15 protein-coding genes are annotated in these 16,796 nt (G+C 42.9%); all 15 read right to left on the bottom strand.

Features of this window, described 5'->3' with window-relative positions; translation table 11 throughout:
* Positions 1-30: 30 nt before the first annotated feature.
* The 15 genes from UB51_RS24745 to UB51_RS24675 all read right to left on the bottom strand — a co-directional run bounded on the left by UB51_RS24745 (position 31) and on the right by UB51_RS24675 (position 16,682).
* On the bottom strand, positions 31-681 hold the full coding sequence (locus UB51_RS24745; RefSeq protein ID WP_044879583.1) for a DUF4280 domain-containing protein: 651 nt from the start codon (positions 679-681) through the stop codon (positions 31-33).
* Positions 662-1,189: a hypothetical protein gene (locus tag UB51_RS24740; RefSeq protein WP_044879582.1), complete on the bottom strand. Its 528-nt coding sequence runs from the start codon at positions 1,187-1,189 to the stop codon at positions 662-664. The genes UB51_RS24745 and UB51_RS24740 overlap by 20 nt, the downstream gene beginning before the upstream one ends.
* Before the next feature lie 26 nt (positions 1,190-1,215).
* Positions 1,216-2,355, bottom strand: a complete 1,140-nt coding sequence (locus UB51_RS24735) for a pentapeptide repeat-containing protein (RefSeq protein ID WP_044879581.1) — start codon at positions 2,353-2,355, stop codon at positions 1,216-1,218.
* A 27-nt stretch (positions 2,356-2,382) separates the two neighbouring features.
* Positions 2,383-3,924: a contractile injection system protein, VgrG/Pvc8 family gene (locus UB51_RS24730; RefSeq protein WP_044879580.1), complete on the bottom strand. Its 1,542-nt coding sequence runs from the start codon at positions 3,922-3,924 to the stop codon at positions 2,383-2,385.
* Positions 3,925-4,019: 95 nt separating this feature from the next.
* Positions 4,020-4,796, bottom strand: coding sequence for a DNA and RNA helicase (locus tag UB51_RS24725; RefSeq protein WP_044879579.1), 777 nt, complete (start codon positions 4,794-4,796; stop codon positions 4,020-4,022).
* Positions 4,797-4,824: 28 nt separating this feature from the next.
* A complete protein-coding gene (locus UB51_RS24720; RefSeq protein WP_044879578.1) occupies positions 4,825-7,476 on the bottom strand; it encodes an acetate and sugar kinases/Hsc70/actin family protein in 2,652 nt (883 codons plus the stop codon).
* 61 nt (positions 7,477-7,537) lie between these two features.
* Positions 7,538-8,233, bottom strand: coding sequence for a hypothetical protein (locus UB51_RS24715; protein WP_044879577.1), 696 nt, complete (start codon positions 8,231-8,233; stop codon positions 7,538-7,540).
* The gene (locus UB51_RS24710) at positions 8,224-9,510 is read right to left on the bottom strand and encodes a hypothetical protein (protein WP_044879576.1); all 1,287 of its coding nucleotides are present in this window, start codon (positions 9,508-9,510) and stop codon (positions 8,224-8,226) included. Before UB51_RS24710 ends, UB51_RS24715 begins: the two co-directional genes overlap by 10 nt.
* Positions 9,511-9,513: 3 nt before the next feature.
* A complete protein-coding gene (locus UB51_RS24705; RefSeq protein ID WP_052676070.1) occupies positions 9,514-11,301 on the bottom strand; it encodes a PP2C family protein-serine/threonine phosphatase in 1,788 nt (595 codons plus the stop codon).
* Positions 11,302-11,350: 49 nt separating this feature from the next.
* Entirely contained in the window at positions 11,351-12,211 is an 861-nt protein-coding gene (locus UB51_RS24700) for a PP2C family protein-serine/threonine phosphatase (protein WP_445322346.1), read from the bottom strand.
* Positions 12,212-12,218: 7 nt separating this feature from the next.
* Entirely contained in the window at positions 12,219-12,734 is a 516-nt protein-coding gene (locus UB51_RS24695) for an FHA domain-containing protein (protein WP_044879575.1), read from the bottom strand.
* Positions 12,735-12,782: 48 nt separating this feature from the next.
* On the bottom strand, positions 12,783-13,319 hold the full coding sequence (locus tag UB51_RS24690; RefSeq protein ID WP_044879574.1) for an FHA domain-containing protein: 537 nt from the start codon (positions 13,317-13,319) through the stop codon (positions 12,783-12,785).
* Between the two features lie 49 nt (positions 13,320-13,368).
* Positions 13,369-13,815 (bottom strand): J domain-containing protein, encoded by a 447-nt coding sequence (locus UB51_RS29490; protein ID WP_044879573.1) that lies wholly within the window; start codon positions 13,813-13,815, stop codon positions 13,369-13,371.
* A 147-nt stretch (positions 13,816-13,962) separates the two neighbouring features.
* A complete protein-coding gene (locus tag UB51_RS24680) occupies positions 13,963-14,394 on the bottom strand; it encodes a hypothetical protein (RefSeq protein ID WP_044879572.1) in 432 nt (143 codons plus the stop codon).
* A 119-nt stretch (positions 14,395-14,513) separates the two neighbouring features.
* On the bottom strand, positions 14,514-16,682 hold the full coding sequence (locus UB51_RS24675) for a hypothetical protein (RefSeq protein ID WP_044879571.1): 2,169 nt from the start codon (positions 16,680-16,682) through the stop codon (positions 14,514-14,516).
* Positions 16,683-16,796: the final 114 nt, after the last annotated feature.

The following is a 16,796-nucleotide window of genomic DNA, read 5'->3' as shown; positions in this document are numbered from 1 at the left end:
TTATCAATTTCCTCCTTCCTATTAGATTTCTCACGGCAAAAACTCAGGCGGAATCGGATCCATTCCATTAGTTAAAAACTTAATTACCCCTGCCCAGCGACAATATAAGCACGAACTAGTAGTTAACGCTGGCGCCCCTTGAATCGTCACATTTGGACTACCACCTGACCATCTGGTTGCTAGTGTTAGATTCCCTCTGGAAGTATCCATTGGTCTTGGATCAAATTTAGGAACGCAGGGATATATTTTATTTCCTAGTAATGAACCAGACTCAGGCTCAACATCAAATATATAAGATCCATCAGGAACTGGAGGACCACCTGGCTGTCCGAGGGGGATGTTGTTTATTTCTGCAACCTTCTGGGGATGAATTAGACTCCGACAGAACCCAAAGGAATACAGATTACCATCTATCTCGTTTCCCGGTTCATCATAATTAACATTTCCAGTGATATTCTCTGAGGAAGACACCACGCAGTCATCTACTGTCATCAAGGATTGTCCATTTACATATACTCCATGATTTTCAATTTGGTTCAGTACTTCCTCGTGGGTTCCCATAGTGCAATACATGTGCGCACCACGCGCCACATATGTCTCTTCCTTTCTCCAAACCTCTTCCTCTGTTAACTTAATAATAGTACTTGGTTTTATAAAGCTATCATTTGGTGGTACATTCATATTTATCACCCTCCATTGATTGGATTCGGTTTAGCTTTAGACCATACAAACTTCTCCTAAGCAAGTATTCAGCAACATCTAGGCGTACCACAAGATAGGAACTTCGGTAATAAGTTATTTTAAAAATAGCTTGACCGTTGATCTGTTTTTCATCTATAACTATTTCTTCTATCCGGCCAGTAGCTAGGTAAGATTGTTTATTGGAATCACATGCAACGTCCTGGAAGTTCATCATGGAATACGGGAATTGCAACTGCCGTTCCAAATCCATTACAACAACTGCCTTATGTTCCATTTGAGGCTCAAATTCAGTGATAATTCTTCTGAGTTCATCTGAAACAAGCAGCACAGGGCGGTCGATGATACAGCTATACTCAAGTTCTTTTTCTGATTTTGTATATAGAACTTCATTTGGTTCTGCATATTCAAACCCTTTAAGAATCCGTTCTGGGAATGATATGGCTCCACCGATCAACCGCCGATCTTGCTCAACGATGAAATATTCCATGTCTTCCCCCCGACTAATTAATAGAATTATCCCTCTAACCAGGTAATGCTATGGCGTTGATCCTCAGTTAATGAAACTTTGAGAATATCACGTTTCAACATCCTACTTCCTGCTAATTCCGCACCTGTAAAATCAGTACCCTCTAACTCCGCGTATGAGAAATCGCCCGCAATCCTAGCAAACTTGAAACTAGCTTTTTTCAAGTTTGCATGCATAAATCGGACGCCATGAAGTCCAAAAAAAGTACCCTTCTTCTCATTCATTACGTCCCGAGGTCCGACGCAGTGATCGAATATAACATTCTCAAGACTACAATTTCGAAAATCCGTATCAAAAACTACACTTCCATGGAAGTCTACTTGATCACATTTGCAATCTATGAATTTATTTCCGAGTAATACACTATTTTTAAGGCCACTTCCACTTAGATCAACTGACTCAAATCGTGTGTATAGCAAATTAATTCCTTCATACTTTCCTTGAGATAAATTTACTTGAGCAATATGTTCAAAGATATAGTCCTGCTGTAGTAGGCCTTCTAGCCATCCTTTACAAGTAATAGAGGACCTCTGCAACTCATTATTTCGAAATACTGATTCACTAACTTCTTGATCCCTATATTCACCAACACGGATGTCAAATAATGCTTCTTTCGATATTTTTTGATAGGAAGCTAATTCTATAATCTCATCCATCGCATAGCGAACAGTGTGAATCATGAACATATGAAATGGATATACCTGCTCTCTCAACCAAGATTCGAATGAGAGTCGCTTGATCTGATCGAAATAGACTCTTCGAGATTCTTCTAAATCTGTAATCCATGCATCCATGTAATCAAAAATCCAACTAGCGTCATAACAAAATGGAGAAATTCTAACCTCACTAATGGATACTAAATCATTGGCCTCCAGCATATAAACGGGTCGCCCCATCATTATTGATGTTCGCATCAGTGAAATTTGAATATTCACACATTTCCCCATCATTCCAGATACTTGTTGCTTCTCAATATCTATACAAAATTCATCAAACAACTGAACAAATTCCTTCTTAATCGTTTCTTTATGAATACAAAAGTGTTCATACAGGGCTCTAAGTTGATTATTCCGTTGCGGTAGGGCATCATGCCTAACAAAATTTCCCCATGCTTCTTGTCCCTTCATTGCATTCTCCCCTTAAATCTGTCCTGATTACTTCATCAAAATTTCAGCCCCTGTTAAAACGACCTGACCCTGATCGATAGTAATTCGACCCTTTCCTTCCTTTGTAGACATATCTATCTGATTACCGACCATGATGATTGATTCAGCCATTAATTCAATTTGCTTTCCTGTTTGAAGTATAATTTTATCCGTGCTGTTCAAAATAATCGTTCCTGCGTTCGTTAATGTGATGGATGGACCGCCTTTCGAAGAGGCTATCGTAATTTTGTCATCCTCAAACATAAGCTTCTGACCGGACGGAGTAAGAATAAACTTCGTGTTCGGATTTGCCATCAGATCATCTTTCAAATCTTTATCGTACTGAATGATGGGCTGAAGCTGTTCCTGCTGAACAATAGTTGTCGTCACGTTTTTTGATTGTGCATTCGAAGTGCTACTAGGCTTGCTTACGCTAGAATGTTCTTCCTGCGGTAGCTTTTTCCTCACGGAACTAAGTGCTATACCTTCCGCTTCCTTTGCATTCGAAAAGTATACGCGCACACCGTCCCCCTTCTCCGGCATACAATACCAACCTGTCTGATCTTCCGAAGCATACATCGTTGAATAAGGGAACAAATAGGCTGTATCTAAACTCCAACCCTGATCCGTATCCAATTGTATTTTCACCTCGTCCCTGACAACTTCCATCACTTTACCCTGAATAGAAGCTCCAATAAGTTTCGAATTGTATCTCTTTCGCTTGTATCCTGCTTTTTTCGAGCAGAGTGTATACTTATGGGTGAGAACGCTACTCTTCATCTCGGTCTGCACTTCAAATACATGAAGCTTCTGTCCCTTAAACGTGACCCTATCACCTAGTTCCAACACCTGATCCAGCATCACTTCATAACAGATGAAATCCTGTTCACTAAGATCAGTATTGTCCCCTCCACCTTCATTCTTATAAGCCAACAAATCTTTGTATACGCGGTAGTTGATGGCATCTATTTGACCGATATCTCGGCTTTCAGGAATACCCAAATAAACTCTTATGCTATCTTGTGTCACTAGTGGCACGAGTATAGAGTTATAGTGGGATGCCAATCTCTTCAGAAATTGCCAATCGGTTTCCTGATACTGTAAGGTAAATGCACCTAGTGACTTATTCTCAGAGAACGTATTGAAAGTTTGACCTTTTGGGTAGCCTCCACTAATCTGTTGCATCACATCTTTAATCAACAGCGACTTATTTTGAAAGGAACGGGTCTCCTGTTTGATGTCCATCGCATACGTATGAGATACAGCTTCCGCTTCCAACCAATAAACATAATTTTCAACCCTCACATGAAGCCGAAGAATCGTGCCATGAAACAACCTCTTACTTTTCCCATTTTCGTCAGTATATAGAAGTTCTACTGGTATCTCTTCATCTGCCATGCGTACATAAGAGTCTTCCTTATCTTCGGGAATAATCCCAGTGAAGGTTAAGCTCGCGTGATTGTGAATTTTCTTGACCAACTTCACATCGTGCAATCTCATCTCAAAGGGAACTATCTGTAAACCATCATAGGTAACGGGTGATGTTGCCATTAGATCATCTCCTTTACTTTATTGGGGTAACATCTATAAGAATGCTGAGTGTTATTCCGAATGTTCCCGTTTAAACCACAGCAACTAACAACAATCTAATCCACAATCACCCGCTGCGGCCCACCCGCTGCGAGGCTACCACGGGCTTTACCGCCGCTCCGAACGTTATCCAGAATCCGACTCAAATGCTTGTGAATCTGCACATGGGTATAATCCTTGTATGCTATGCCCATACGACCCGAGATATAGTGCAGGATAAGGCTGCGTGACACGATTCCTTCATTGGCACACATCATCGCGAAGACTAGATCACGAGGGTCCGCACTGCCACTACGAAGCATCTGATCTGCGAAATAGCGCATCACAAGGGGAGATACTGTACTCTCTCCATGTGCAGCATAGGATGTGTGCAACACATTCAAGGTGTTGTATTCGGTCGTGAAATCAGCGAAGTTCTGGTAATCCTGGCGGAGTCTAGCGCCTTCCTTCAGCTTGAAACGACCAAGCTCCAGCTCAGTTGATTTACATTCGACTTGTTCATCCAGCACAATCTCGCTAGTGTACACCGTCAAATCACTCCCTTCCTTAACTTCAAGGAATCGAATCTTGACCACTAACTCCTTGCCTGTAGCCAAATATGCAAGCTCCGTGGATTTGTTCAATGTATAGAGCCTACCCTCATGCCGCACAATACCTGGTGATATAATCAGATGCTTAGGACCGACTTCAAGATTAGCACCTGTCACAATACCATCGGAATAATCCGCATAGTGGATATCTACGAATTCACGCGGGAAATCTCGCAAGTTCGTCAACATTTCTGTCTTCAGAATTCTACCTTTATTGAACTGGGGATATAGATATGTAAACAATGCGCTCCTCCTCTGCCGCTTGGTACCTTTACTTCAATCCGTCAAAGAAATCCAGTTCGGACAGATCGCTCTCAAATGCAAATATTTGTTTCCTTCCCAAGTGCAATCCGTCCTTCCTCCGTGCTACAGGAAGCACGTGAAATCCCCAATGGTTATCATCGGCGAACACGAACCATTTGGTCTCTCCATTGACGATAGAGTCCGTGTCATCCTGTGGGATTTTATCCGCATAAGTCAGATTAATCTCCTCGTGCGTAACAGGACGGTAATCCTCTATTTTATTAATATATAAATAGCTCTGACGAAGTCCGCCGTCACTTCCATGGAGGAAGAATTCTATCTCTGCGGTATCGAATGGACGTGATATGCAGCCGAGCACTCGGTTACTCCGTTCCAAGCTACTGATCAACTCTTTCTCTTGGTTATTATGGGTATGTGCACTGACAGCGTAAGGAATAACCGCCGAATAATTCGTAATATTTACTTCAATACTGCCGAATTTACGTGCATTTAAATACCGAATCGCACCACGTAAACAGGATAATTTAAGGTCGGGTATCCTACCTTCCACTGGCTTCTGTCGGAATTCAATGCTACGTCCAGGGACGAATTCTTTAAGTGCTTCGCGGAACACGTCGATACGACAAGATTGACCCGTTAGTTTAATAATCGAATAATCACTAATGCGGCCTTCACGGTAGAAATCATCCAAGAATTTACGGACAACGTTATATATATCCGCTTTAATTAATTGCGTGATTTCCTTAATGTTGAACACGACATCGGGGAATTCATACTCGTCCTTCATATCTCCATTACGAGACACCGATAAGAACCAGCGATCCATCGTCGTAATCTGTAAGTCGCTTTCTTCGAGCGTATCGTGATCCGAGTGGAATCGATTACGCAATATTCCGGTTCTGCGAAAAAACTGTTCTTTCATTTGTTCAGCAATTTCCCATAAGAAGTGAAAGTTACCCCGTACACGTAAATACTCATCACGTGAACGATTCTCATATAAGGTAAATGCCGTTGGGATGACATCCTCCGCCTCACGATACCTTCGTTCTAATTCACTATATATTTGCTCAACACCCTGCTCATCGACCTCTCGGAATAGATCATTTCCAGGGATATCGATCAGCTTATCAATATCGCTCAGATTGCGTTGACCCATGTAATAGTCGGCAAAAACAATCTTCATGAATTGCATAATTCGGTATGTGATGTTATTACCACCAAAATTGGTGTCCCCATTCTCATAGGTCGTATTAATATCGATTTTGTAAGACATATGCCCGTCTTCGACTCGAAAGCTACAAGAAGATAAGTCCGTTGTCCCTCCACCGCAATCAATGACCAATGCCTTATATTCCTCTTCGTCCTCAAACACTCCCCGCTCAATTCCGTCGGCAATCGTGTTATAGAGTACGGCCATCCCTTCATCAAGCGCATTGTCTCGCTCGATCTTGTAATCAGGTAGAATCTTGGTGAACATATCGATAAACTGTGTCTTCATCTTAACGGGGCTAGATAGATGTAGATGTCTGAATCTACACTTGAACTGATGCTCCGCACTAGTCACCACATAGCTAATATACGCACGAAGAATATCACTCCTAGGCACCACAGCAATATTCCCCTGTGTATCCATGACTTCTTCTAGCTTGGCGTAATTGTTCACCCATCGCTTCATGCCATGAAACACACTGGCGCGGCTACTATAACTACTATGACGCATGCTTCGAAGCGCCTGATAACCGAAGTTATACTGAATGTTGGTAGGATCAGAACAGTCCGCCACACTAACTACTGAGGGCAATGCTTCAATCCATTCCGTCTTCTTATACGTGGTATCAGGGAACTTAACGTAGTTAATGGCATCCATATGAATTTGTCCATTTAGCAGATCTAGACTACTTGGCGATGCCGCGTAACCGTTATATAGAAAGGCACCCGCCGTCGTGTTAGACGTACCGAAATCAATGGCAAGCACGGCGTTTGTCTCTTCTAGTTCTCTTATTTCCAGTTCTGCGAGTGGAATCTTATAATATTGGATATTGGCTGGAGGTTGGTCATGCACCTGATAATAGGTATTGTAGATGTATTCCGACTCACGCTTGCGCAAGAATAATAGGCTATACTGGCGATTGGATGTAAGCACCCACTGTGTTTCACGATCTGTTGACAGATAATATTGCCCATGCTTGCCCTCATCTTGTTGCAGATTAAGGATGCCGCATAGCTCCATCCGATCATTCACCAATAACACGTTCGATTCAGTTAGCGGTGCTGTAGCTGTTACACGATAACTATCAGACTTATCCATAGCCATCCCTGAATAAAGAATCAGCCTTGCAGGTACACGGATCCCTCCATCGCCCTGTAAGGGAAGCTGCATATACTTACGAATCGTACTTTGAACCCTATCCAAGCCGCCCTCACAGATGGGGCCTATGAATAACCGTTCCTCCGCACTCAAATACTTCATAATGATGCGGATTAGACTTTCACGGTCCAAGTTATTGCCCAGTCCTTCAACTAATCTTTGTTTATAGCAAATATTCCGCAACTGAAATGTGGTCATCTCCATAAGCTCATCTCGGCCATACTTAGCCACACCACGTTCGGAGACTTTCGTTGTGGGATTGTTATGCAATTTGTAGGAATAACCCTTCATGCCCTTTCCCCCTCACTGATCATGTGTGAAGTCATCCTTACAGCCTGTACAGACCTGATTGTTAATAGAGTGCGATACGATCTTGAATCATCGTATAATCTTCATCGATAATGCCGAAATGATCGTTCCAGTACACTTCTGCGCGATACCGGATGGGGAGAAACAGGTCCATAATCAATTGAAGCTTGTTACGTGCTGTTTCATTCTCCTTCTGTCCGATATAGAACAGCAGTTCATCCTTCTCCTCACAGTTCGCATATATCGTCGAATGTTGAAATATCTGACTTACTGTATATCTCAACAAATGAAGTGCTTCTCCAGTGTCGTACAGTCGTAGCACATTAGCTGCAATAGTCTCCTGTTCCTCTCGGTCGAACAGTGAAATATTCTCTTTCACGGGTTCTCCTAGCAGACCCTCTTGAATATCCCGTAGGATAAAGCGGATGTGATACTCCCGCTTGTTCATCCCTTGCATCAAATCGATATCGGCCAAAAAATGAATTAAGATATCGAACAATGCACCGCGTAGTTCTATATCTTCGGAGTTATTGATATCGAACATCCCATTAAAAATATCGTGGAATCGATAGTACGGATTCACCTCAACGTCACGCCCAACCGTCATGGCATTCAGATCTTCTTGACTAAGCTCCATATATGGCGAATAGACTTTGGCAGGCATGAAGTAGATGTCTTTCTTGGCCATTCCTAATTCCTGTCCGCGGATCATGAGGTCCCAGATATAATTCAAGCCCATTCTCCTTCGCACTTATATTCAGGGAAAGCTAGCTGAATCTCAGATACGAGAAAGCTCATTAGATCCTCCAATATGAACTGGTTCTCTTCCCGACTCTCTCTACTCCGAAACCGAAGAAGCATGCGTGTCTTTCCTTGCTCCGACCGTACATGATCGCTAACAAAAGGATTCAGTTCATAGGTAACGGAACGACCCACGCCAGACTCTACTAATTCGTAATCGACCAGTTCTAGCATCTTCGATTCTGCAAAGGCCTGAGTCATGCGAATGATCTCACCCTTGGATCTCACCCTTTGATCCTGTTTATGTCTGTATTTGCCGATAAACCCCTCTACCTTACGGTTCGATATAACGTCATAATCCAGCTTACCGATCACCGTGTCTACCGGTTCTGCAAGCTGGAGTAAATGCCATATATCTGATTTATCGCGGGGGGATACGATCGTAATCTCGTCCTGTGTACGCTTGATATAACGGATGTTCTCTTCATCGCCATCTACAAGATAACCATGTCTAGTCCCGGTTTTACGTAACGGAAGCACATGTTCATAATTCACACGGTCTTCCGCCGGAATAGGAAATCCACCCGTCTTCAGCTCTAGCTTCTGAATGTTCCACAGCGGTATAAGATTCATTCGTTTGAATGCCTCGTATTCTTCTAAATGAACCGTAACTTGCGAGATTTCTTCCGTTTCTTCTAATTCCCCATCACACCCCGTCAACAGTACATCAACAAATTTATGTATATAGGGATGATTGACCGTTCTCCATGGAAGACTGTTAGTGATAAATACATGGTACAGTTTCTCAATCTGATCCTGATAAGTCCTGTTCTGCTTCAGTCTAACCTTAACGGTATATCGTCCCTTCGTGGTGAGTAGTTCTCCCTGAAATTCCCTATCACTTTGCAATAGTTGTCTAATTAACGAATAATTACACTGTAGAAATAGCGTAGTCAGCAGTACCTCTTCCTTCTGAGCCAAAGCATCGACGATACCTTTCATATCAATAACAGGCACTTCCGCATCCTGTGGGATCATCGGGTATAGAAATTCATGTATCGGGTCCAATTCTTCCCTTGAGCATAACGCCGTAAAGACATCATGCTTCCCATCGTCACCTTCGACCTCATCGAATACCCGACGTTCCAACTTCCGATTCAAATCATCCTGATACTCTACTAGATTCAGAAACACACCTGTCATCATATTCTTCAACATGCGACGTTGTTGTAAATCCTCCATCCTGCTAATCCGGTCCTGTACGATATCCTTCATAAATCACAATTCCTCCTTGCTTTCAGGGGTAGGGCTTATCGGGTCTGAATCATCCGCTGTTACATCCGTCGTTACATCCTTCACATTCTGTTTGTTATCATCCACACCAGCAGGAGGTGCTACAGTTTCTTTCCTAGAAGCCTGTGGATCAGTCTCTGTCACCGATTCGTAGGGAAAAGGAGTTCCTTGATCTGCAAAGTTACTATTATCTGTCATAGCTTCTGATTCGGGAACTACGGGAACCACAGGAACGACAGGATGTAACTTCTCATCCGCCTTAGCAATCTTGCGCTCCATCGCCAATACCCGCTCCAACTTGCCAGTGGACTGATATTTCTCCTGTGCCTGCATGTAGCTATCAATAGCCCCTGCATAATCTTGAGCATCGAAGCTGCGGTCGCCTTTTTGCTCCAGCTTGTCACCCTTTAGGTTAATCGTCTCCATTTGCACGGCATCCAGTTTCTCCTGAGCCTTACTCATCTTATCTTGTAGATCCTTCTGAGCTGAGGTGTACGACACTTCAATTGCGGCCGTATTCGCCTTCTTGTAAATAGCTAGAGCACCGCTATAATCCTGACCCTGAGATTTGAGGTCTCCCTGCCTAATCTGTTCTGTTACAACTTCATAATCCGTCGTACGATCGATTCTTTCTTGGATATCCGCCTCATCGAACATATCCCAATGATCCGCATTCTCTAGCGCCTTCGTATAACTAGACACGGCTTTATCGTAGATGCTATCCTTCAAATATTCGTCACCGTCAACTAACATCCGGGCCAGTTTTTGCTTTCTTCCAATAAGGTTGGTATGAATCTTGTCCTTCACTTTGGAAGCTGCGTTCCTTGCCTCGCTATATGATTTAAGCGCCTTACTATAATCACCATCTGCCGCATATTCGTCTCCGTCACGTTCGAATTCCACCATATTAGCGGCTGCTTCAGCGATCCGATTTGCTTCTCTTACTTTATAAATCCAGACTCCACCACCTGTTAACAGCAAAGCCATCATTGCAATAAGAATACGTTTGATCCATTTCTTACGATTCTTAGGTGGCTCCTTATACGTCTTATCCGTATAAATAGCGACAGCCGTGTAATTGTTGATGGTTCTTTTCTGCTTGCTGAGAAGTATCTCCTCAAGCGTATCTGTTAGAGCCTCTGGCTCTTTACATTCCTCCAATGCATCAAGCATTTCTGGAAGATTAACCTGCTCCCATAATCCCGATGTACAGAGTAACAACACATCGCCATCTGACAAGGGAATACGAGGCGAAATATACGGGTGAAAACGATCTGGATTACCCATGTAATGAAGTAAATTGCCACGCTCCTCATGCTGTGATACAGTCTCATCTGGGAGGAAACCATCATCTGCCATAACCTGTGATAGACTCTGATCTTTACTTTTCTGATTGAGCCTTCCCCCACGGAAATGATATAGCCTCGCGTTACCGCTGGATGCCCAGATCATCTTGGTATAGTTGGTTACTACCACCAGTAGACTGGCCTTCAACCGAACCCTCCGACTCTCGAACTTCAGCCATTCATGTGCTTCATGTAATGAGCTTTTAAGTTGTCTCCGCGATAAGGTTGGACGCTCTATGAAATTCTCTAATACCGTCTTGGCTATCATCTCGGCACTGTGAGCTTCTTGATCGTTATCGATCCCATCTGCAATGACATAACAAGCCATATCATCTAGCTCTATGTAAGCGAAATAATCCTTATTATTAATAAAAGAACCCGCTTCAGAAACGAAACCGGTCTTGAAATCACTGTTCTCCTTCCGCATGTGTTCCCCCTTGTCTCTAGCGATCCGGATTTGCGGATGCCGCAAGGAATCACCAGCCCTTTTCTAGTATAATAACTGTCGCATTGTCCTGATTTCTTAAGCCTAGAGCCTCAATCTGTTCGATGATATCGTCAGCGATGTCTTCCACTGGCTTCTTCTGCTTCAACATTTCTTCAAGCTCTACTTCACTTAAAGCATCGTAGATCCCATCACTAGCAAGCATAATTCTATCCTGTTTGCGCAAACGAAAGGGTTCACCGATCTCCATATTTCTAAAGCCTTCATATCCCAAATAATTGACCAAATGCTTACGGACAGGGCTTGTCTCAGCTTCTTCTTTGGTCATTTCTCCACTAAGAACTTGCTCGTGAAGTAACGTCTCGACCGTATGCTTGGAATTCATAGAGATAAATTCGCCCTCTCGGAACACCGAGATCATACTATCTCCCACCGCTGCCCAGTGAAGCATTCCAGAAGATACCACAGCTGTGACCAAGGTTGTTCCACCGTTACTTCCGCTTAGGTTGGCTAGAATTCCACTATTACTCTGCATTGCTGCCTTGGAGAAAAATTCAGTGAAATCCTCCGTCTTCTCCAATAAAAGAAATTCCTTGCTAAACACCGTTACAGCGAGCGTACTCGCCATTCTTCCGTTAGACAAACCGCTAATCCCATCGGCGATGACTGCAAGTGTACCGACAGAAGTGGTTGAACTGGAGAAATAGTCATCCTGCTCTTCCCGTCTTCCGATACTTTGTCCATTCCCAATCTGAATCCCAGTGGTAGGGGTCGTGGTTGATTGACGTCGTACGAGTACTCGCCGGATATAGTACAATACAATCCATAAGATAAGTGCTGATAAAATAACGATATAATGCTCTATTTCTACCGTCTGCAACATCGCTAACATCACGTCCTCAATTGTTTTCCCATTCGAAATGAGCGCCGCACAGAGGAATGAAGATGAATTTACTGTGCCCCAGTTGAATTAAATCATATGCCGCCAGCTCGGCAGGTGAATAGACTGCTTCGTTATTATGATAGGCTAGTCCTGAAGCATCCCCTGGAAGCAGATAGAAATTCCGTTTCTTCGGATCATAGACGATAACAGCATGATTTCTACGAGAAATGGTATTGTCTCCGAGAATACGAATATGCATTTCCTCCGCGCGTCCAATGAAATTCTTCTCTGACATTACCCGATAATCTTGACCCATCTGAGGTCCCTCAATACAAACCAGCCAACCCGTAACGGGATGAATACTCATGGTTTCCCCTAGATAGGGCATCGTCTTCTCTTCTGCATCTACTGGAGCCTGCCTTCTCGGCTCTCCCTTCGGCGTAGCCTCTACCGTAATGTTGCAGTAGGGGCACGTATTACCATGCTTTCTTGTGCTGAACATGTGTCCGTTGGCGCATCTTGTCAAGCTCATTTTGTCTTCATTCCTCCAAATATCTTAGTCCAAAGCGCGGCTATACGTTTATTTCACTAGCAGTCGCGTGTTGGCGATATAGATCAAATCTCCCGCTCCAATCTGTAGCGGCTCTTCAACAACCAACTTACTAGCGGTACTTGTTCCCGCTTGTCTAATACCCGTCCCACTATTGGATTCCATATCCTCAATGTACCACCGTGCACCCGCTCGGTTCAGTACCGCATGCTCTGAACTAATGAGTGACGCATATTCACATTCCGATAAATCTATATCAACTTCACCGCGTTGACTGTTTTTTCCAATGAGTAACGATGTCTCTCCTTCGATGTACCATTCCTTCATACGTTCTCCATCGTCATCTAATAGAACCAACTTCACGACCTGATTCTCTACAGTACGTGAAGTCTTTCTAGTCAAGCGTTGCAATAGGATTGCACCTATAAAAAAGGCCGCTCCCACGGTGACTGAAATTTTCAATATTTGATCCTCAGGGTGTAATAAAGTGTAAAGAATAATGCCGGCTATAATGCCGTACATGATCACATCAATCACTATAATCCACACGGATTTACGCGCCTTCATATCCGCCACCTCCATCTCCTTAAGGGGTATTCACGATTCATTCATTTATTTATTTTCTTTTCGTTCCAAAATAACGATCGAATATGGCAGAAGTATCGAGTGGATTTTTGGAGTTCTCTTCTTTTTTAGATTGAGAAGACCCTTCCTTCGACTTATCTTGATATCCAAAAAACTGATCAAACTGTTTACGCATTTGTTCGGCGTTAAATGCTGTGGGGTTCGTCTTCGACCTACCCGTTGATTCACTTTGTGCATTCTTACGTTGATGTGTGTTCTGACTATTCGCACTAGCTGACTTAGCATCATATGCCTGTCTTGAGGACTCCTTACTCAGAACCTCATATGCTTCATGGATCTGTTTGAATCGTTGTGCAGCCTCTTCACTGCCCTGATTCGTATCTGGATGGTATCGCTTGGCTAATTGTCGGTAGGCTTGTTTGATCTCTACTGCTTGTGCATCCCGACCAACACCGAGAATTTGATAATAATTAGTCACTGACCTTGATCCCCCGCCTTTATGTATAACGCTCTCTATTACAATAGAAGGTCTGAACAATAAAGAAAAAAAAGCATTTTAAGAGGCCGAAGCCTCTTAAAATTGCAAGATTGTCGCCTTCATTAGGCGGCAAATGATGCAAATGCTTTATTGTGAGAATGCATATCCGCCTAGAATGGCAGCGAATTCTGTTTTGTCTTTCTTTTGCTTGATATACAAGTTAAATGTTCCTACCCCTTCGGAATCACCGAAACTTTCGGTATAATCCACCACAAAGGCGTTAGGGAAACTTACTTCACGAACAACTTGGTCCGCTGCAATCACTTTCAATGTAACTTTACGGTAGCAATCTGCCTTCTCAGCAGGTACAAGTGACCAGTTAGCCAATTTCAGCGTATCATCTGCTTTGTCCCCGTCAGTCGCGGTGATGATTTTACCACTAATTCTTAGTGTTGAACCTACATCTGTTGATCTTGCGTTGGAGTCATCCGGTGTATCCGTGTCGTATACAACCTTCTGAATGTTGTCCATACCTAGTTCAATCGTTTCTGCGCCTTCTACTTTAAGAATAAATCCCATTAATACTTCCTCCTTTAAAATGGCTAATATTGGGTCTGGAGCGTTTGATCGTCTCCAGAATTTATGTGTAGAGGCGAGCTTATTAAAGAACGCCTCGAACATACGCTTTAGTGAACCGATCATGCTTTAACAGTACTCGTTGCTTTGGTAATCATCACTTCCAAGTTCTTCACGTTACCGTTAAAGATCAAGTCAATGTGACACAGGTTATTTTTCTCATCGATCACATAGGTCATATCGTCTCCATCTTGAATAATGGAGTTGATGAATCCTCGCGTACCCAGCCACTTACTCTTTTGACTGCCGGGATTGTTACTGAAGAATTTCACGATATTCTCATGTTTGAAGTCACCTGTCTGAAAGCGAAGAATACGCTCTATATAGGTACTGACAAGTGTCTTATAGATCGAGTCGAACCCGTCTTCCGAAGCAGCTAGGCTTCTCGCTTTATAGACAGTGATCCGACGGATATCTTTATCCTGTAGCTGAGCACTCTCCGAGGAGAATACAAATCCAAAGTTCTTGCGATTAATAGAATCCTTAATATTGTTCGTGAATCCAGTGATTTCCTTGGCCATCGTTGTGACAGAACGCAAACTGTTGTCCTTAGCCTCAATATCATAGCGAACACCAGGGAACTCCCTACTCACATTCTTGAAGGATTCTTTCAAATATTCTGGACATTGATAAGCAGCCACAATACCCGCCGCTACATAAGAAGCGCCTACATACACGCCTTCAATCCACAATTTCAGAATATCTTCCTTCTCCTTGGAGAGCTGCGCTCCATCCTCTGTCTGAAGCATACGACTATCAATCACCACACCCGATTTATCCTTCGGAATAATGGTGAAGTTAGGTACACAAGGAATCGCAAATTCGCTGTATTCCTTACGAAGCAATGGAGCACATTTGTCGATGTATTTATCAATGCCTGCTGTTGCCATACTGCTAAACGTTGTATCTTCTCCAGATTGAAAGTTGAAGAACAACTGCACTTTGTAATCCTTAATGACCTGAAGAAGCATCGTTAGCGATTCAAGGTTATTCCCATCCTGCTTAACGATTTTCTCATTCCCACGGAAACGTTCACGACTCACTTTAGCGTGACCTGCCGTTTCTAGCTCGATGGAAGGCACAATACCGAACCAGATGGTATCAGAGAATTCATTCTTGGAATTCACCGTATTCAGGAATGTTTCAAGTCTCGGGATATTGCTACTTTTGACCATCATCTCAAGCTTGGTATTCGTAATCAGAAGTGACGGTAACATCCCTTTGTTCTTAATCGCATATTGATCAAAGAACATCTTGACGCCAAGAATTTTCTCAACCAATGGCTTGACCGTTTTGACGAAATCATCCTTAGCTGTCTTGTAAAATTCTAAATAGGTATTATAATTCTGAATTTCTGTTGAGATATCTACTTCTTCATGCACAGCCGGAAGTGGGCAGAACGTACGCACGACAAGATCTTTGACATACCCTGAAGGGGATTCTGTAACACTGTTATAATCATCTTCAAAGACGTTCACCAGTTCATTGGTTCCACTCTCATCAAGCAATAGCAATTCTGTACTTTCACTTTTTGGTGCCTCGATAATCTTCAATTCCCCACTGTCTCCAATGGTTAAAGTACCGATACGGATCGCTTCAGACATATTCTCTTCTTGAGAATTACCTAGTAGAAGACGGGTCTTAATATCCTCAATGGCAAGTGGCAACATCGCCATGACATTGTTGTAATTCTGACTTGCGTCTTCAAACATGGTATTCAGCTTGTCTCCAAGGTCTAACTTCTTGGGATCACCCTCATCTAACTTCTCATACTGTCCGAATAGGTAGTGGATTTCCTTACGCACTTGGCGAATATCATCCATCACTTTTTTCGGAGAAATCATATCGAGTAAATTCTCGAATTTGAAATCCACATTCGTAATACCCTGACTGCGTTTCGTATCGATAAGTGTAAATAACATCTTTAAGAAATCATTATTCTGATCAATGCGGATCTCAGAAATACAATCTTCTGCTAATCCTTCAGGCTTCTTCAAGGCATACATCACTTTCTGATTGGCAGCATTAAAGAATGAGTACACACTTGGTGAAAATTTGTCTAGAAATTCATCAAAATTGTTCACCAAGAGGTGTTGGTGGATCTCTTTGACTTTGTCATCGCTCAGGCTGTCAATTCCTTTAACATCCCCTACGATAGTTACAAGATCTAATTTCTCTGGATTGATTTCCTCAAAAAGCATCGTCCGATTCGTTTGATTGATAATGTCCATGAATGGTCAGCATCAATGTTTACAAGCCACTCGTGTCTCAAGACCCCAAAATTCAGGATTTGACGGCTCATAAAAATTCATGCCTCCTCCTCTCCCCGTTTACTGCATACTCCG

This window comes from Paenibacillus sp. IHBB 10380 (assembly GCF_000949425.1).
Classification (GTDB): domain Bacteria; phylum Bacillota; class Bacilli; order Paenibacillales; family Paenibacillaceae; genus Paenibacillus_AQ.
Note: the sequence above shows the minus strand (reverse complement) of the source record. Positions and strands in the feature narration are given on the sequence as shown.